General features: G+C 66.4%; 16 protein-coding genes. 6 read left to right on the plus strand and 10 right to left on the minus strand.

Going from position 1 to position 18522, the window contains the following annotated elements; translation table 11 throughout:
* Positions 1-71: 71 nt before the first annotated feature.
* The 7 genes from typA to A5766_RS09345 all read right to left on the minus strand — a co-directional run bounded on the left by typA (position 72) and on the right by A5766_RS09345 (position 8843).
* Positions 72-1997, minus strand: coding sequence for a translational GTPase TypA (typA, locus tag A5766_RS09315; RefSeq protein ID WP_039856245.1), 1926 nt, complete (start codon positions 1995-1997; stop codon positions 72-74).
* Between the two features lie 177 nt (positions 1998-2174).
* A complete protein-coding gene (locus A5766_RS09320) occupies positions 2175-3062 on the minus strand; it encodes an EamA family transporter (RefSeq protein WP_442902952.1) in 888 nt (295 codons plus the stop codon).
* Positions 3063-3126: 64 nt separating this feature from the next.
* The gene (locus A5766_RS09325) at positions 3127-4515 is read right to left on the minus strand and encodes a lipase family protein (protein WP_005207386.1); all 1389 of its coding nucleotides are present in this window, start codon (positions 4513-4515) and stop codon (positions 3127-3129) included.
* Between the two features lie 239 nt (positions 4516-4754).
* Positions 4755-5165 (minus strand): NUDIX domain-containing protein, encoded by a 411-nt coding sequence (locus tag A5766_RS09330; protein ID WP_005207387.1) that lies wholly within the window; start codon positions 5163-5165, stop codon positions 4755-4757.
* Entirely contained in the window at positions 5162-6208 is a 1047-nt protein-coding gene (locus tag A5766_RS09335; RefSeq protein WP_064867194.1) for an ABC transporter ATP-binding protein, read from the minus strand. The genes A5766_RS09330 and A5766_RS09335 overlap by 4 nt, the downstream gene beginning before the upstream one ends.
* On the minus strand, positions 6205-7848 hold the full coding sequence (locus A5766_RS09340; RefSeq protein ID WP_064904359.1) for an ABC transporter permease: 1644 nt from the start codon (positions 7846-7848) through the stop codon (positions 6205-6207). The genes A5766_RS09335 and A5766_RS09340 overlap by 4 nt, the downstream gene beginning before the upstream one ends.
* Positions 7824-8843 (minus strand): thiamine ABC transporter substrate-binding protein, encoded by a 1020-nt coding sequence (locus A5766_RS09345; RefSeq protein WP_064867198.1) that lies wholly within the window; start codon positions 8841-8843, stop codon positions 7824-7826. The genes A5766_RS09340 and A5766_RS09345 overlap by 25 nt, the downstream gene beginning before the upstream one ends.
* Before the next feature lie 451 nt (positions 8844-9294).
* Between A5766_RS09345 and A5766_RS09350 the strand changes: the two genes are divergently transcribed.
* The 4 genes from A5766_RS09350 (at position 9295) to A5766_RS09365 (ending at position 13387) form a co-directional block, all read left to right on the plus strand.
* Positions 9295-10101: an Rv1157c family protein gene (locus A5766_RS09350; RefSeq protein WP_064867200.1), complete on the plus strand. Its 807-nt coding sequence runs from the start codon at positions 9295-9297 to the stop codon at positions 10099-10101.
* Positions 10102-10395: 294 nt separating this feature from the next.
* Positions 10396-11352 (plus strand): hypothetical protein, encoded by a 957-nt coding sequence (locus A5766_RS09355; RefSeq protein WP_082946583.1) that lies wholly within the window; start codon positions 10396-10398, stop codon positions 11350-11352.
* Positions 11349-12626, plus strand: coding sequence for a lipase family protein (locus A5766_RS09360; protein WP_064904361.1), 1278 nt, complete (start codon positions 11349-11351; stop codon positions 12624-12626). The genes A5766_RS09355 and A5766_RS09360 overlap by 4 nt, the downstream gene beginning before the upstream one ends.
* Positions 12627-12673: 47 nt before the next feature.
* Entirely contained in the window at positions 12674-13387 is a 714-nt protein-coding gene (locus A5766_RS09365; RefSeq protein WP_064904363.1) for a lysoplasmalogenase, read from the plus strand.
* A gap of 7 nt (positions 13388-13394) precedes the next feature.
* On the opposite strand, the gene A5766_RS09370 is transcribed toward A5766_RS09365, so the two are convergent.
* Together A5766_RS09370 and A5766_RS09375 are read right to left on the minus strand one after the other, a co-directional pair.
* Positions 13395-14915, minus strand: a complete 1521-nt coding sequence (locus A5766_RS09370; RefSeq protein ID WP_005207395.1) for a sugar porter family MFS transporter — start codon at positions 14913-14915, stop codon at positions 13395-13397.
* A gap of 161 nt (positions 14916-15076) precedes the next feature.
* Entirely contained in the window at positions 15077-15556 is a 480-nt protein-coding gene (locus tag A5766_RS09375) for a hypothetical protein (protein ID WP_039856249.1), read from the minus strand.
* A 77-nt stretch (positions 15557-15633) separates the two neighbouring features.
* On the opposite strand from A5766_RS09375, the gene A5766_RS09380 reads away from it, so the two are divergent.
* Together A5766_RS09380 and A5766_RS09385 are read left to right on the plus strand one after the other, a co-directional pair.
* Positions 15634-16221 carry an HhH-GPD-type base excision DNA repair protein gene (locus tag A5766_RS09380; protein ID WP_005207397.1) on the plus strand — a complete coding sequence of 196 codons (588 nt, stop codon included), beginning with the start codon at positions 15634-15636 and terminating at the stop codon, positions 16219-16221.
* Between the two features lie 9 nt (positions 16222-16230).
* Positions 16231-17145: a hypothetical protein gene (locus A5766_RS09385; RefSeq protein ID WP_039856265.1), complete on the plus strand. Its 915-nt coding sequence runs from the start codon at positions 16231-16233 to the stop codon at positions 17143-17145.
* Here the strand turns inward: A5766_RS09385 and A5766_RS09390 are convergent.
* Entirely contained in the window at positions 17075-18517 is a 1443-nt protein-coding gene (locus tag A5766_RS09390) for a WS/DGAT domain-containing protein (protein WP_064904365.1), read from the minus strand. The genes A5766_RS09385 and A5766_RS09390 overlap by 71 nt on opposite strands.
* Between the last annotated feature and the right edge of the window lie 5 nt (positions 18518-18522).

Genomic DNA, 18522 nt, shown 5'->3' on the forward strand with positions numbered 1-18522 from the left:
GGTCACCCACTCACCCCCACCATCACGTCCCCATGTTCACGTCAGCACCACCCCGACACTCACGAGGTCGGCTAGCCGGCCGCCTGATCACGCGTCTTGGCTCGCGAACGCTCACGGGCACGCGTGGACGAATCGAGATGCACCTTACGCACACGCACGACCTCGGGGGTCGCCTCGACACACTCGTCTGCTGCGCAGAATTCCATCGCACCCTCGAGCTCGAGATGCATCGGCTTGGCCAGCGTCTCCATGACGTCTGCCGACGACTGACGCATATTGGTCAGCTTCTTCTCGCGGGTCACATTGATGTCGAGATCCTCCGCACGCGGGTTGATACCGACGACGTGACCTTCGTAGGTGTCGTCGCCCGGATTGACGAAGAACGTGCCGCGATCGGCGAGCTGGATCATCGCGAACGGCGTCACCGTACCCGCGCGGTCACTGACCAGTGAGCCGGTGTGGCGTGCGCGGATCTCACCCGCCCAGGCGTCGTAGCCGTCGAACACGGCGTTGGCGATGCCGGTGCCGCGCGTCTCGGTGAGGAAGTCGGTGCGGAAGCCGATCAGCCCGCGGGAAGGCACCCGGAACTCCATGCGGACCCAACCGGATCCGTGGTTGTTCATCTGATCCATGCGACCCTTACGCGCCGCGAGCAACTGGGTCACCGCACCGAGGTACTCCTCGGGGACGTCGATCGTCAGGTGCTCGAATGGCTCGTGCACCTTGCCGTCGACCTTGCGTGTGACCACCTGCGGCTTGCCGACGGTCAGCTCGAAGTTCTCGCGTCGCATCTGCTCGACGAGGATCGCGAGGGCGAGCTCACCACGACCCTGCACCTCCCAGGCGTCGGGCCGATTGATGTCGACGACGCGCAGCGACACGTTGCCGATGAGCTCGCTGTCGAGGCGATCCTTGACCATGCGCGCGGTGAGCTTGTGGCCCTTCACCCGACCGGCGAGCGGCGAGGTGTTGGTGCCGATGATGACCGAGATGGCAGGCTCGTCGACGGTGATGCGCGGCAGGGCAACCGGGTTCTCGGCGTCGGCGAGGGTGTCGCCGATCATGATCTCGGGGATACCGGCGATGGCCACGATGTCGCCTGCGACCGCCGACTCCGCCGGACTGCGCTCCACGCCGACGGTTGCGAGCAGTTCGGTGATCTTGGCGCGCTCGACGACCGGCTCCGCGGTGCCGTCCTCCTTGGTGATCTCACGCATCCAGGAGACGGTCTGGCCCTTCTTGAGCGTGCCGTTGTGGATACGGACCAGCCCGAGGCGACCGAGGAACGGCGAGGCGTCGAGGTTGGTGACGTGCGCCTGCAGCGGAGCATCCGCGTCGCCCTTGGGCGCGGGGACGTGCTCCATCAGGACGTCGAAGAAGGGGTCGAGGTTCTCGCCCTCGGGGACCTCGCCGTTCGCGGGCTCCACCGTGCTCGCGATGCCTGCGCGGCCCGAGGCGTACAGGACCGGGAGGTCGAGGACCTGCTCGGCAGCGGCGGCGGCCTCGTCGTCGAGGTCGGAGGCGAGGTCGAGCAGCAGATCGTGGGTCTCGGAGACAACCTCCGAGATGCGCGCGTCAGGACGGTCGGTCTTGTTGACCAGCAGGATGACCGGCAGCGATGCGCTGAGCGCCTTGCGCAGCACGAAGCGGGTCTGCGGGAGCGGACCCTCGGACGCGTCGACGAGCAGCACGACGCCGTCGACCATCGACAGGCCGCGCTCGACCTCACCGCCGAAGTCGGCGTGGCCGGGGGTGTCGATCACGTTGATGACGACCTCGGTGCCGTCGGGCTGACGACGATGCACCGCGGTGTTCTTCGCGAGAATGGTGATGCCCTTCTCGCGTTCGAGGTCTCCGGAGTCCATCACGCGATCGACGAGCTCGGCACGCTCACCGAACACTCCGGACTGGCGGAGCATCGCGTCGACCAGCGTGGTCTTGCCATGGTCGACGTGCGCGACGATCGCGACATTGCGGAAGTTGGGGACAGCGCTCACTGAGCTCTCTTTCATCTTTTTCGACGTCCCGAAGGCATGTGCGGGCCGTCGGCGATCCGGTTTCAGGCACCGGATGTGGACTCTACGACGCTCAACAGGGTATCTGCTCGGACCATGAGAGCGCGATCACACAGGTGGGAGTGGGTTTTGCGGTGCTCTTTCGAGGGATCGTCATCGTCACTTCGACCGACCACCCGCCTGGACTCCGATCGCCCCGGCGACGGCGAGGATTCCGAGCATCTCGGTGAGCGCGGGGACTTGCCGCAACGCGATGAAGCCCACCACAGCAGCTGTGACCGGCAGTAGTGCGAGCAGCACGGCGAACCGAGCCGGACCCACCGAACGCAGGATGACCTGATCGAGGGCGTACGGAACCGCTGTCGAGAGCACCCCGAGTCCCAGCGCGAGCAGGATGAGCCACCACACGTTCTCGCCGGCCCGCACGGCCGGTCCCACGGTCAGCGCCAGCGGCGACGTCACGATCGCCGCGACAACGAAACCCGTTGTCAGGTCCTCGATCCCCGCCCCGCGGACGGCGACGCGCCGACCCAGCACGATGTAACCCGCCCAACACGCAGCGGCCACGAGCGCCAGCACGACGCCGAGCACACTCCCCGCCCAGTGCACGTCGACGATGAGTGCCACGCCGATCACCGCGGCGAGCAGCGCCGCGACATCGCGCCTCGTACGTGATCCGGCCGCCGCCACTGCGATGGGACCGAGAAACTCGAGTGCGACCGTCGTGCCGAGTGGCAGGTGGTCGAGCGCGAGGTAGAACGCGATGTTCATCGCGGCCGTCATCAGGCCAAACATGCCCGCGAGGCGCAGCCGCGACCACTGCCACGCGGCACGGCCGGGACGCACCACGATCAGCAGCACGAGGCCTGCCCCGGCGATGCGCAACCACGCGACACCCGCGGGCGACACCACGTCGAAGAGCTCGATCGCGATGGCGGCACCGAGGTACATCGACGTGCCACCCAGGAGCATCAGCGCGGGACCCAGCCAACGCACGTCGCGTGTGGCCGAAGGCCGCTCGACCCGTTGCCGTCGCTGTTGCGTCACAGCCGACGAACCTACTCCGCGCCGCAGTCACCTCGCACGGAAGTTTTCACCGACACGATCGTCGTCAGGACGAACCGGATGATCCTGCCGAGCCCGTCGTCAGTCCGTTCGATGGCGCCTTCCGCACGCATCCGCTCGCCGCGGCTTTCCCGGCGAATCTGTCGGCGAGCCATTCGTAGGCCTCGTTGTATCCGGCGACTCCACCCGCGATGTGGCCCAACGCAGTTCCTCCGATCACCGGAAAGCTGATGTTCCGATACTCGAGTGATCGTGGGTTCTCGGCGCACCACTCGGCGAAGAGCGTCTGACCTTGCGAGACGGGGACCGTCGGGTCAACGGGATTGCTGGACAACAGGATTGGGATATCGGTGGGCTTGCGCATACCGACCTTCTGATCATTCACGCGCGCGGCAAGCGCGGGGGTGGAGTCGATCAGCTCCCCGATTGTCTTGCCGCTGGCCGTCCACGTACTGGTCTTCGGCGATCCGATGAGGGTCGTCGCCACGATGCACTGTCCGCGAACAAGATTCGTCACGCGCTTGCCCTCGGCGTTGAGCAGCGGAGGAATCTGTTGCGCCATATCGGGATACAGCGCCATCGCCCCGTCGATGGCCCACCCGATCGCTCCGCCGAGGCGCTGACCGTCGAGGTGATTGAGCAGACTGCGCAGATCGGTCGGAGCACCGCCCGCATAGATTCCGACAACATGGTTGGCCAGGTCGGGGGCGTAGGAGTCAATCAGTTCCGCTGCAGCGGCCGTCGCGGCGCCGCCCTGCGAATAACCGGCGAGCGCGACCTTGGTGGCCGGATTCACGCCGGGCAGGTGCAACGCGGCGCGTGCGGCATCGATCACGGCGTTGCCCTGGTCGATGCGCATCGCGAAGGTGTGATCGCCGGGTGTCCCCAGTCCGATGTAGTCGGTGCTCACCACGCCGTAGCCGCGCGCGAGCAGGTTGTAGGTGATCAGTGCTTCGATCTCGGCCATCGGTCCGCCGGGTGACGCCACGTTCGGCGAGGAGACCAAACGTGAAGGCGCACACTGGTCGCCCATGCCGTGTGCACCGGGCCCGTAGGAGACGAGGGGACGCGTGCCCGGTCCGGCCCACGGCCGCGACGGTTGCAAATAGTAGCCGCTGACCGCGACCTTCTTGCCGAGAGCATTCGTCGACACATACAAGATCTTCGTCGCCGACGCCGGGATCTTCCCGGCCCGATTGGGCACGGTGATGAACGTCGACATGGACTGTGTCCGAAGCAGTGTGCCTGGCGCGGGAAGCGCGCCCGTCGGCGGTGTGTAGAAGGGGTCGCTGCCACCCGACGATCCCGCCGAACCGCTATCGGCTGAGCCCGACGACCCGAGCGGTGCCGCCGCGGCGCGACCGGCGTCGAACACCGCGCTCGTTCCCAACATCCCGGCGACCGTGAGCGCCACGACGCAAATGATGGTCGCCATCGATCGCCACCGGCCGCCACGCGACCGAACCGTACGCCGATACGGCGTTTCTCCCCCTCGATTGCCCACTCCGACTCCCACTTTCGATTCGACAGCCACAGCGATGTCGCGTGCTCCCCTGGTACGACGGGATGTGCGGATCGCCACCCCCGGTGTTCGGTGTACGACAGTAAACCGAGTGTCGTCTGAGTGCAGGTTCGATTACCGATTCGTGATGTAACGAGTTGACGCTTGCCCTGTCATCGCGCTCGGCGCAGAACCTTTCGGAGTTCGGGCAGCCACGCGGTATCGGCGGGCACCAGCCGGCCCACCGCAGCCATATCGTCGAGTTCGTCGGCGCTCACCCACAGCAGTCGGGAGTGTTCGACCGCCCTCGGCGCACCGTCGACGATCCGCGCCCACAGCGCGACGAGCGTCAGGTCGTGCGAGAGTTCGACGGAGTCGGCGAGGCGCGCACCCACCTCGACGTCGACCTCGAGTTCTTCGCGCAGTTCACGACGCAACGCGGTCGCCAGGTCTTCGCCGTCTTCGACCTTGCCACCCGGAAGCTCCCACAGACCGGCAACCTGTGGCGGATAACTGCGCTGCGCCAAAAGAAGTCGGCCATCGGAGGTGGTGATGGCACCCGCGACGACGATCCTCGTGCTCACCTGCCGATCACCGCCACGTGTTCAGGACGCAACCGCAGCGCGACGGAATCCCCCACGCGCACACCGTCCGGCGACACCGCATCGACCTCACCCACCGATGTCGACACCCGAATCCGCTGGCCTGCAGGAAGATCGGCCACCACGACCACCTCGCCACGAACCGCATCCGCGTCGAGAGTCCGGTCGCGCGCAATTGCTTCCGCGGCGAGCGACTCCGCGCGGAGTCCGAGTTCGCCTGATTCCCAGTCATTGTCGATCCGCAGGGATTCCGGGTCGACGACGCCCAACGACGTGCTGATCACACCGTCGGTTCGTCGCGCCTGCACCACCGTCGTGCATCCGAGGAACTGTGCAGTCCACGTATCGACCGGTCTCTGCCACAGCCGCGCAGGTGGATCCGTCTGCACGATGTCGCCCGACCTCATCACCGAGATCGCGTCGGCAACCAGCGCCGCCTCGGTGTGATCGTGGGTGACCAGGATCGCGGGTGTCGCGGTCGCCCGCACGGCGCGACCGATGTCGACGGCCAGCTCGTCGCGCAGTCTGCGATCGAGTGCGGCGAGCGGTTCGTCGAGCAGCAGCAGTCGGGGGTGGGGCGCGAGCGCACGCGCCAACGCGACGCGTTGCGCCTGCCCGCCCGACAGTTCGTCGACCGAACGCCGCTCAAATCCGGGCAACTGTACGAGTTCGAGCATCTCGGCAACCCGTTCGGCGATCTGTGACCTGCCCATGTGCCTGGCCTTGAGTCCGTAGGCGACGTTGGCACCGACGCTTCTGCCGCCGAACAGTTGACCGTCCTGAAAGACAACACCGAAGTCCCTGCGGTGCGGCGGCACTCGGACCACATCGTCTCCGTCGAGGCGGATACTTCCCCGCTCGACCTCTTCGAGACCTGCGATGGCGCGGATCAGCGTCGACTTTCCACACCCCGACGGACCGAGCAGCGCGGTCACGAGACCGTGCGCCCCGACGCTCCAGTCAAGATCGTCGATCACCGTGTGCGCACCGTAGGAGACGCGCACGCCCTCGAGTTCGAGCTTCACAGCACCGCCCTCGACCGAGGCCTGAGCACTTCGACGGCGAGCATCGCCACGGCGGTCGCCACGACGAGCAGCATCGACGCCGCCATCGCCGTCGCCAATTGTGTTGCGCCGGGACGGTTCAGCGCGGACCCGATCAACACCGGCAGCGTCGTGGTGTCGGCGCGCGCCAGAAAACTCGTCGCACCGAATTCGCCGAGCGCCATCACGAATGCGAATCCTGCTGCGGCGGCCAGCGACCTGCCGATCGCGGGAAGGTCAATGGTGCGCAGCACGCGCAGCGGGCCCGCCCCGAGCGTCGCAGCAGCAGCGCGTGCACGGTCGGGAACCGCGTCGAGCGCGGGCACGAGAATCCCGATCACGACCGGTATCGCGATCAGCGCCTGAACACACGGAATGATCAACGGCGAGGACGCCGTTCGTGCGGGAAGCTCCGACAGCACAATGAGATAACCGAAACCGAGTGTGACAGCACTGATCCCGAGCGGGATGAGCGCCAGGACCGCGCCAACCGTCCGCGCAGCGCCTCGTGCGGTGTGCAGTGCGATCGCGGCCATGACACCGACGACCAGCGCGATCAGCATCGCCAGCAAGGCGGAGAGAAACGAATACCGCAGCGTCGCAAGTGGTGTCACACCGTTCACCGGCTCCGCCAGCGCGCGATAGCCGGCAAGAGTCCACGCGCCGTCACGACCGGGGCGAACCGACCGCACCGCGAGCACCACGATCGGAACGACCAGGCCCACGATCGTCCAGGCCCACGCGAGCGTCGCCGACACCCGCGCCCACCCCCGGAGTCGACGACGCCGAGGCGCGCGCGTGCTCGTGGCGGAACTTCGCGACCGTGCCGTGACGAGGCGGGTGAGCAACAGTGCGACGACCACGACGACGATCTGCAACAGCGACAACGCCACCGCCTCCGGAATCCGGAAGTAGCCGATGGCCTGTTGGTAGATCTCGGTTTCCAGTGTGCGTAGCGTGCCGCCACCCAGGATGATGATCACGCCGAAACTGGTCGAGCAGAACAGGAAGATCAACGTGGCAGCGGCGCCGACCGCGGGCAGCAGCGCGGGGGCGATCACCGTCCGCCACGCACGAAACCGCCCGGCGCCCAACGTGCGTGCGGCATCGAGAGCACGGGTGTCGAGCCCGCGCCACGCCGCGCCGACAACCCTAACCACCACCGCGACGTTGAGAAAAGCGTGCGCGGCCAGCACCGCCCACCATCCGGAACCGATGTGCGCAAAGGCGAGTGGGCCGTCGAAGACCGCTCGGAACGCGACACCGACCACCACCGTCGGCAAGACGAACGGCACCGTCACGACGACGCTCAGAATCATCGCCGACGCTCCCCGCAGCCTCGACGACAACCAGACGATGGGTGCGGCAACCAGGAGCGCCAGCGCCGTCGACGCGGCCGCCTGGGCGAGTGTCACCCCCAGCAGATGAGCCGCGTGTGTTCGCGTGAACAACTCCCCCAGCGATGCGGATCCTGTTGCGGCGTTGCTGTTCTGGGAGATCGCGCGCCACACGAGCGCGGCAACCGGCCAGACGAAGAGCACCCCGAGGAACACCACGGGAACGCCCGCGAGCAGCCAGCGTCCGAGGCGGTTGCTGTTCAGCGACCGACTGCGCTGCGCCATTGCTGAAGCCACGTCTCCCGATTCTGCGCAATGTATGCGGGCGGAAGATTCACCGTCGACTGTGGGATCGGTGCGCGTTGCGCCCAGCCGTCGGGCAACGGCGTGTTCTTCTGCACCGGGTACACGTACATCGACGCCGGAAGCGCCTTCTGCACAGTGGGACTCAGCATGAAGTCGACAAGTTTGCGCGCACCGGCCGCGTTGGGAGCACCCTTGAGTACGCCGACGTACTCGACCTGCCGGAAGCAACTGTCGAGCAGTGCACTCGTCCCCGGCGTCGCAGCAGGCGACGAGGCGTACGACAGCACTATCGGCTTGTCGCCCTTGCCTTCTCCGGCGGTGAAGAGCTGGTTGTACGCGATCTCCCAGCCCGACACGATCGTCGCGCCCGCCGCGGACACCTGCTTCCAGTAGTCCTGCCAGTTGTTACCGAAGACCCCGACAGTGCTGAGCAGATATGCCATACCCGGCGACGACGTACCGGGGTCGATCAGCGCGGCCTGCTTGGCGTAGGTGGGATCGGTCAGGTCGCGCAGACTCTTCGGCGGGGTCTGGCCCTCGCGTCGATACCACTCGTCGTCGATGTTCAGGCAGACGTCGCCACGATCGACTGCCGTCAGCTCGTTGTTCGAGTCGGGCACCACGTATTGATCGGCGCCGTCGGCCAGAGCCGGCGATGCGTACGACTCGAGCGCCCCGGCCTGAATGGGTCGGGTCGCGAACGTGTTGTCGATCCCGTACACCGCGTCACCTTTCGGCGAACCCGGCGTGAGAGACACCGTCGACGCCAGCTGGCCCGCGTCGCCGCTCTTGACGACCTTCAGCGTCTGACCGGTTTCCTTCTTGAACTCGTCGAAGACCGATTGCGGGAGATCGAACGAATCGTGGGTCAGCAGCGTGACCTGAGAATTCGACGACGAATCGTCGCCACACGCGGTCAACATCGACGCTCCGACCGCGACAACCGCTGCGGCCACCGCCCCGGTGCGTACCATCCCTCTGCGCGTACTCCGCTGCCAGTGGGGGCGTCTCACTGCGGTCCGGTCTGTCACCAGCGCTCCTCATCTCCGGGCGATCCACATCTCCTGGTGCTCTTCGCATGCGAGATCGACGCCGTCCGACACACAGAACTCGGGCGACACCACTGAAGAAAGACACACCACCGAGAAGACCGACATTGATCGAACTCCTGTCGATCTAACCAGGTGCATCACAGACGTTCCGCAGACCAGCAGACAGTGCATGTCCGTACGTAACATTCGTAACAATTGCATCACCTGCACCAGAATCGGGGTGCTTGCGGCGTTAGGCTCCCCTGGACACCGCCCCATCGCCGGGGCTTAGAATGACGCGCCGGCGTTTCCGGACGGGGCACCCGGGTAGGGTCCCGAGTGCCGGATATCCAGCGCCCGATATAGACACCGACAACCGATAGGACTCCGACAAGTGCGTCTCTCAGCACTGACCAGTCGCGCCCGCATCGCAGTGGCCGCAGCAACGGTCGCCGTCGCCGCGTCGCTCGCGGCCCCGAGCATCGCGCACGCCGCACCTGCGCCCACCCAGGCCACGAAGGTCGACCAGCGCACGCTGGATTCCCTCGGAGCCTTCGCGCCCGCGATCATCGGCTCGGTCACCACGCCCGGACCGGACGGCAAGGTGAACGCTCAGCTGTTGCAGCAGGCGCGAGCGATGGCCGACCAACCGGGGCTCCCCCCGCAGGTCGCCGCCACCTGGCAGAAGATCACCGACTTCCTCGGCGAACCCGGCCGCAAGCAGGTCGCCCGGATCGAGGCCGCAAAGCCAGGCGATCCGGAGATCCCGCAAGGTCCGAACGCACCGAAGATCCAGGAGTTCCTCTACCCGACGCTCGGCTTCGGCTGCATGCCCGGCGGCGGCAACTCCCTCGGACGAGCTCTCGTGACGGCGGGTCCGCAGAAGGCGCCGGCCCCAGGCCCCAAGCGCGGACAGGCCGGCTATGTCTACACCAGCCTCGGCACCGGCCCCGCGATCAACAATCAGGCCCGCCAGCTGCTGGTCAGCTGGATCAACATCGACAACGGCCGCACCGGTCAGCTCCAGCTCAAGCGCAACGCGCTGATCAACGCGACCAACGGACCGGGCACCTTCACCGGGATCGCCTCCACAGGCAAGGGACGCGTGATCTCCACGATCTACGGCGACGTGACCACCAAGACCAAGGGCAAGGTGCTCAGCTGCACCATCATCCCGACGATCGGACTCGCGATCATCTGATCCGACCCGGGTACCACGCTCGACCGGTACCACTCTCGGCCCGCAGCACCAACGACAAGCCGGGGAAGCAGATCTGCTTCCCCGGCTTCGCCGTTTCCGGCTCCCGATGTGGCCCGAGCCGTCGAATCGGGGTCACCGTGCGGGATCGCATCGGGGTCGCGTGCACATCACAGCTCGGACTCGCGACTTGCAGACCCCACCTCAACCGTGGTCTCTTGTAACTCTAGAAACATCTGTCACATCTGCACCACGCTATTCGCGCGTGGGCTGATGGTCGTGTCGAGGAGAAGCATGATGATGTCGGCCCTACACACCGCACTCGGGCACCGCACCATGACCGGGCAGCGCGAGCAGAACCGCCGTCGAATCCGGGTTGGCGTTGCGGGAGCGGTCACGGCGGCCGCGATGCTGCTCGTCGTACCGGCGACAGCATCGGCTGCGCCCGCGTTGCCGACCGCGCCGACGACACTGGCTCCCGACCCTCAGTCACTCGGCAGTGTCCCGCTCGACCACGAGCTCGCCGAGGCAGTCAAAGCACTCAAGGCCGCAGGCGTCGACCAGTTGGCACTCAAGGCCGCCGAGGCCGTGAAGTCCTCGCTGGGACAGCTCTCCACCGCCGACATCGAGAGCAAACTCAATACCCTCTCCGTTGCCTTCGGTGGCGCTTCGGCATCGCGCGACGTGAGCGCCACCGGCGTCGCCCCCCATCCCGTCGCCGGTTCCGATGTCGCGTCGGTACTCAAAACGCTCGGCATCCAACCGTTCTCGCCCGCGATCGCACCGTTCTGCGCAGCGCCCACCGACGACAACCCGCTCGGGATCGTGACAGGCGCCGCCGGTGCGGCGCCCGGTCCGTGGCCCGCCAAGGAGGAGCCGATGAAGGTTGTCGAGCCCCTGGCGCCGCTGCTGAAACTCATCCCCGGCATCACATTGCCGAAGAAGCTGAATCTCGTCGACAAGGGTGAGACGGCTTTCGCGTTCGTCCCGGCCGCCGTCGGTACCGGCACCGCCGATGACGGTCAGATGCAGGTTGCGTGGTTCAACACCTCGACGCTCCAGGGCGGCTTCGAAAAGCTTGCCCCGGTGACGGATCCGACCGCGCGGGTTCTGCTGCCGATGCTGTCCGGTGTGCGCCTCGCACCGGTGAAGACCGGTAGCGGCACCATTCTCGCCGCCATCTACGGCACGTCGAACAACGCGGGACGCTCGTGCTTCTTCCTGCCTGCGGTCGGCGTGGTGAACGCCAAGTGACCACGTCATCTCGCCGTCGGAGACCGCGGAGGGCACAGGGCAGATCGCTTCGGATTGCGACGTGCGCAGCCGTCGTCTGCGCAAGCCTCGCGGCAGCACCTGCTCTGGCATCGGCGACCCCATCATCGTCTGCCGGGGAGCCGAACGCGCAGTCCTCTTCTGACTCGGCCAGAAGTTCTGACTCGGCCACATCTTCCGACGCCGCAACGACTGTCGATGCGGTCACGAGCGGAGGGGGATCGGCGGGGGCGGTGTATTCGCGGCGACCGATCACCCGATCGAATCTGGTGCCCGGCGCTGCGAGCGGCACCGTCTTCACCTATGCGACCACCGGGGCCGATCACAAGCCGCAGCGATCGAGCGGCATGCTGCTGACACCCTTCGGTTCCGTTCCCGCAGGCGGATTCCCGGTGATCGCCTGGGCGCACGGCTCCCGGGGGTTGGCTGACGGATGCGCACCGTCGGTGCGGCCGGCCGTCGCCGATCTCGACCAGGCACGCGCATGGCTGTCACGCGGCTACGCGGTGGTGAGCACCGACTACGCAGGACTCGGAACCGCCGGAACGCCACAGTATTTCGACACCGATGCGACGGCGCGCAACATCGTCGACGCCGTGCGTGCCACCCAATCGCTACGCAGCGATGTCTCGCGTCGCTGGGCCGTCGTCGGTCAGGGACAAGGTGCCGCCGCCGCTGTCACACTCGCTAGGATCGGGCCGACACTCGGTGGCCCGATCCTCGACTTCCGTGGCGCCGCCGCGTCGTCGATCCCGGCCCAGTTCTCGTCGCTGCTCACCAAACTCGGCCCCGGCACCGTCAACATGCCCGCCGGACTGACCGCCGACGCCCTGTACACGCTCAGCGCCATCAGCAGCGCCCGCCCCTCGGTCGACGTGGTCAACTACCTCACCGAGAGCGGTAGGAGTTGGTTGAACCGTGCCGCACAATTGTGCGTCGCCGATCTGACCCGCGAGGTCGACGGCGTGTCGCTGGGATCGCTGTTCTCCAAACCGCTCTCGAACAATCGGGAGCTCGCAGGTGTTCTCGAGGCGGCATCGGTGTTGCCGGTTCGTGGCTTCACCCGGCCGGTGATGATGACGCAGGGGCTCGTCGATCCGTCGGTGATCGTGCCGCTGACACTGAACTACATCAACGACGCCAGGATGGCCGACAGACAAGTCTCACCGCGTCCGTATCTGACTCTGTCCGCTGACGGCGCAAACCGAATGGCCGACAACGACATCCGTTCGTTCATCGCCACCGTCATGCGTTGATGGGCGGTCGACGGCGCGCCGCGTCGGGAGTAAATGGACAACGCGCTATGTCGTCGGGGTTTCCGCTCGCCTACGCCCTCTCGTCGGCCGTCGCGACAGCCGCGGGAGCATTCGGTACACAACGCGCCGCCGCGCTCACCAAGCCGATTCCGCTGGCCGTGCTCGCCGGACGCGCACTGCTGCGTCGCCAGCGCCAACACTCCGGTCCGGGGATCGACGATGCGCTTCTCGCAGGCGCGATAGCGTTCTCTGCGGCAGGCGACCGCGCGATGCTTCTGGAGGAGTTCACGCCGACCGACAGCGAAGCCGATCGCGTGACAAAGGATCGTCGACTCGCCACGGGCGCAGCGCTTTTCGGTGCTGCCCAACTCTGTTACTGCGCGCTGTTCTGGCGACGCGGTGCCCGACCGACGGTCAAGGCATTCGCGCCGAGGATGGCGGCCCTGAGTGAGTCGGCCGCAGTCCTGGCCGCCAACCGACCTCGTCCGCTGCTCGTGCTCGCCCCGTACGGCACCTCGTTGGCGGCGATGTCGACGCTCGCGGGCGCCGTCGACTCCCCGCAGCCGTCCGCTCGCATCGGCGGACTGTTGTTCCTCGCATCAGATTTCACGATTCTCAACCGCCGACACCTGATCTCGGGTGCCACCGCGCGCAGCATCAGCGAAGTCTGGGTCCTCGCAAGCTATTTCGCGGCACAGTATCTGCTCACCGATGCAGTCGACGTCGCGGCGTCACCCGACGTAGCCGGCGAGCTCGCCTGACCCGGACCTAACTCGACTTCGCCCGCTTCGTCGCCTCGAAGCGGGAGAGATCGTCTGCCGCAACGGCATCCATCTCCTCGAGTTCGAGACCCTTGGTTTCGCGCACCTTCGCCCTGACGAAGAAGTACGACGCCGCGGCACAGAACGCGAAGAAGCCGTAGACCCATCCGAGTCCGAGGCTCGAGCTGGCCTGCGGGAAGAGCATCGAGATGGTGAAGTTCGCCAGCCAGTTGAACGCGGTACACACACCGAGCGCGACCCCGCGGATTCGGTTGGGGAACATCTCGCTGAGCATGACCCACATGACCGGACCCCAGGTGGCGGCGAACGCGATCACGAAGAGGTTGGCTCCGATCAGCGCCACGACACCCCAGTGCCCATTGAGCGTCAGACACTCGGAATTGGTGTTCCCCGGTGTGCACTGCGTATCGCCGACAGAGCCGGTCTCCTTGTAGTGCGACTGTGTGAAGGCGACGCACGCCATGACGAGTCCGATGAACATGCCCACCGAACCCCAGAGAAGCAGCACTCGCCGCCCGATTCGATCGACGAACAGAATCGCCACGAACGTCATCACCACGTTGATCGCCGACGTGATGACCGACGTGGTGAACGCGGAGTCTGTGCTGAATCCGACGGACGTCCACAGGCTCGTCGAATAGTAGAAGATGGCGTTGATACCGACGAACTGCTGGAAGATCGCCAGCCAGATACCCACCCAGACAAGCGGATGCAGACCGAACGACGGACCGCGCAGATCCGACAGCTTGGCCGACGATTCACGCTTGACGGTCAGTTTGATCTCTTTGACACGATCGAGCGGATGCTGCTCTCCGGTGACCTCCTGCAGGATGCGGGCGGCCTCCTCGTCGCGGTTGTGCCCGACGAGATACCGCGGAGACTCCGGGATCAGCAGCGCGAGAATGCCGTACACGACTGCGGGAATGACGCCGACCAGGAACATCCACCGCCAGGCCTCGAGTCCCCACCACAGGGTGTTCATGGGGTCGCCACCGGGCGCGGCCTGTTGAAAGAGCTTGTCCGACAACAGCGCTGCGAAAATGCCGAGTGTGATGGCCAACTGCTGCATGGATGCGAGCGCGCCGCGATAGCGCGCCGGCGCGATCTCGGCGATGTAGGCGGGGGCGATCACCGAAGCGATGCCGATGCCGAGTCCGCCGATCACGCGCCAGATGAGCAGGTCCCAGACCGTTTGGGTGTACGCGGTTCCGACGGCCGACGCGGTGAACATCACCGCACCGAGGACCATCACGCGTTTGCGACCCCAGACGTCGGCAAGACGACCGGCAAACCATGCACCGACAACGCAACCGAGCAGTGCGATCGCGACGGCGAAGCCCTTGAACAGCGATCCCAGCCCGAAGGTGTCCTGGATGGAGTCGACCGCGCCGTTGACAACGGAACTGTCGAAGCCGAAGAGGAATCCGCCGACGGCCGCTGCGACGCTGACGCCGATGACCCGCGCTGTGTGTTGATCAGATGAAGGGGCAGAACGTGCTTGTGACATTGCCTGACCTCGCCTCGATGCTCGGTTCGCGGGGACGCAGCGCCCCAGACGTGATTTTCACGTTACCCAATGTTGTTCAGCGTGAAGGCGTTTTGCACGGCACCACACGCGAAACCGTGACAGCGCGACGAGATCGAGCTCAGATCGTGACAGTCCGGCGTTCAGGCGGTTGCCGTGCCGCGGCACGTCGAGAACTGCGGGTTGACCATCGGTACGAACGCGATGGCCCCGATCTTCTGTCGAATGACGAACGACACCGGTCCGGAACCCGGATGAATGTCGATCTGCCAGGAGATGTTTCGCGCCCGGCTCGGCGCGCTGACCACACCCGTGCGACCCGTCGCCAGGTTGCGCCACGAGACCGTGACGTCCATCGAGTACTCGACGAGCCCCGGCTTGCCGCGATCGGTGCCGATCAGCTCGATCGCCGGAGGTGGCAGACCGTCCGACGGGAAACGGATGCCGTTGAAGACATCGACGTGGATGCGCAATGGCCCCAAGGGCCACGGATTGGCGCTGTCGCACCTCAGCGAGGTCACGAAGTTGGGGTTGCTGTATTCCGGAATCGCCTGCGCGCCGCCGACGCCGACGGTCGTCAGTCCCGTAATCGCGAGGATTGCCGCACCCACGATCACCGCCATCCGGCGCACCATCAGCCTGCCTGCACCGACTACCCCTTCGCGCATGGCGTCATTGTAGGAGTCCCTAGGATGGAGCCATGGCAAAACTGCAGATTGCCCAAGACCCGGCCGCAGACGAACTGCTGTCGACCGACGCGTTCGCACTGCTCACCGGCATGTTGCTCGATCAACAGTTTCCGATGGAGCGCGCCTTCGCCGGGCCGGCGAAGATCCGCGACAGGTTCGGTTCGCTCGATCCCGAAGCGATCGCCGACGCCGATCCCGAGGCCTTCGCCGACCTGTGCGCCACACCGCCTGCCATCCATCGCTACGGCCGCTCCATGGCAGGCCGTGTGCAGTCGCTCGCCCGGGTTATCGTCGACGAGTACGACGGCGACACCGCGCGCCTGTGGACGACAGCCACCACCGGCAAGGAACTGTTCGACCGCATACGCGCACTGCCCGGCTTCGGCGATCAGAAGGCGAAGATCTTCACGGCGCTCCTCGCAAAGCAACTCGACGTCGCTCCGCGCGGCTGGACCACGGTCGTCGGCGACTACGGCAAGAAGGGTTTTCGGTCGGTTGCGGACGTAACCGACCCCGACTCACTGCAGAAGGTTCGGGACTTCAAAAAGGCCGCCAAGGCAGCAGCCAAAGCGGGCGATCAGGCGTCGTCGAAAGGCTAGGGTGTCGTGGTGGTCGAAGAACGTGACACCGATGTCGACATCGTGCCTGTGGACCTGCGCTCGGCCGTCGACCTGCCGTTCCGCCTAGGGTTCGCGATAGCAGGTGTGGCACTGACCGCCGCGGAATCGGCGGTCACCATCGCGCGAGTGACCGCGACGAGTGTGCAGCACGAGATCGGGCAGGCCATCGGGGTCTCGGGCGCCGAACTCGGCGGTGCACGCGCCCCGCTCGCGCTGCTGGCTCAGCTGAGCGATCTGATGTCACCCGACCGCCCGCTGGGCAGGCTTATCGCGCCGGGAGGTCCACTCGAGCGACTGGTCACTCCCGGTGGCGTCATCGATCGCCTCACCGCCAAGGACGGCCTCCTCGAGAAGTTGACGGCCCCGGGCGGGATCTTCGACCAGATCACCGACGAGAACGGCATTCTCGTCCGGCTGACCGCCAAGGACGGACCGCTCGACCGACTCACCCGCGAGGGCGGCGTCGTCGACCAGTTCACCGAGAACGAGGGCATCCTCGAGCGTCTGACGTCCGAGGGTGGGATCGTCGACCAACTCACCGCTCCCGGTGGAGTGTTGGAGAAGGCGACAGAACCCGGTGGTGTCCTCGACAGGCTCGCGGCCGACGGTGGTCTTCTCGATCAACTCGTCGGCGAGAACGGCGCGGTCGAGCGCGCCATCACGCCCGGCGGCACGCTCGATCGCATCACCGAACTGACAGAGGTCATCGCGACGCTCGCCCCGAATCTCATCGCGATGCAGGACACGGTCCACGAGCTCGCCGAGACCGTCGATCTTCTCAACCAGACTGTTGCACCGCTCGGCGGACTCGCCGACCGGCTGCCGAAGCGGCTCACACGTGGCCCACGGAATTCTCTTCCGAGCGGCCACGATCCATCGCGGGCGCCACACGACCAGCTTTGACGCTGTGGGGTCGGAGGGTCCCGAGCCGGTCGATCGCTTCGGACAACAACGTCACGTAGTCGTCGACGTCGGGAGCGATTTCCGGCGACGTCGTCACCGAGATGGTGACTCGATCGGCGATTCCGTGCACGCCGTGCGTCAGCCCTTGCACGGGAGACAGCGCGGGGAAGCCTGTTGTCGCGAGGACCGGTCTGCCATCGAGCGCGAGGTCGCCCGCACCCCGATTCACCGACGACACAACGGTGACCCCGGTGATGTTCTCGGGAACCAACGTCGGATCGAAGTGTCCGATGCCCCACCGGGTCAACGCCGCGGGAGTCGCGGCGGTTGCCGCACGCGATGCGACGCGCGCCGGATCGTCGTCGGCGCGACGGGCGGTGTCGATCTCGGCGGCGATCAGACGAGCCCGCTGCGCGAGATCCGGCTCGTCGACGTGGAGGTCGACGCCGACGTTACGAAAGTTGTTGCGCACCGCCTTCTTTGGTGACCGTGCGACGGTGAGCTCGACGACGAGACTGCCCTCGGGATCGGCGAGGAACGTCGGCAGTGCCAGCGAAATGGCCACCAGCGCACCGACTGTGACACCGAGGTCACCGATACGCAGAGCCTCGCGCTCCACGGTGATCGTGCGCAGGGTTCGACCCGCTCCCGGTGCGCGATTCAGGCGTGAGAGCGGCACACCGCCGCTCTGCTGTGGCGGAGAAGCCCGATACCGTTGCCAGGCAACGAATCCGCGAGCGATCATCGAAGCGAACTGCGCGGGCAGGCGCGCCGCCCCGACCACCGCTCCCGCGGCCCGTAGAGCCGAATCCGGAAGTGCGCGTATCGGATACGCGGAGGTGGCGGGTGATGGGGCCACTTGTCCGAAGAGTTCGCGGGCGATCGCCGCGGTGCGCCGACCGTCCCCGAGTGCGTGCGAGAACTGCAGGGTCACGACGACGCCGCGACCATCGCCACCTCTCGGTCCGGCGGCGTCCGGAACCTCGTCACCGAGAGCTCCCGTGCCCGGAACCGACGACACGTGAGCGAAAAGATGTACCCGCCAAGCCATCTCGGTCGGATCGAGCTGCTCGGCCATCCGATCGGCCAGAATCGCGAGACATTCCTGCCAGGTGAGCGCGGCGTCGTCGACGACGAACTGCCGCGGCAGAATATCGGCGTGCACCCAGTAGGGCCGATCGAGCGTGAACGGTATGTCGAGGACGCGCAGCCTCAGGTCCGCGATGTTCGCCGCCCTCGTCGCGATCCACGCTGCGAGCTCAGCGGCGTCGACCGGCCGGTCGTCGGCGAAGATGTAGACCACGAACTGGTCGTTGGGGATGATCGGCGCCATCCAGTACGGCACCACATCCGTGGCCGACAACCGCTGCATCGGGC

Source organism: Gordonia sp. 852002-51296_SCH5728562-b, from assembly GCF_001665475.1.
Taxonomy (GTDB): Bacteria; Actinomycetota; Actinomycetes; order Mycobacteriales; family Mycobacteriaceae; genus Gordonia; species Gordonia sputi.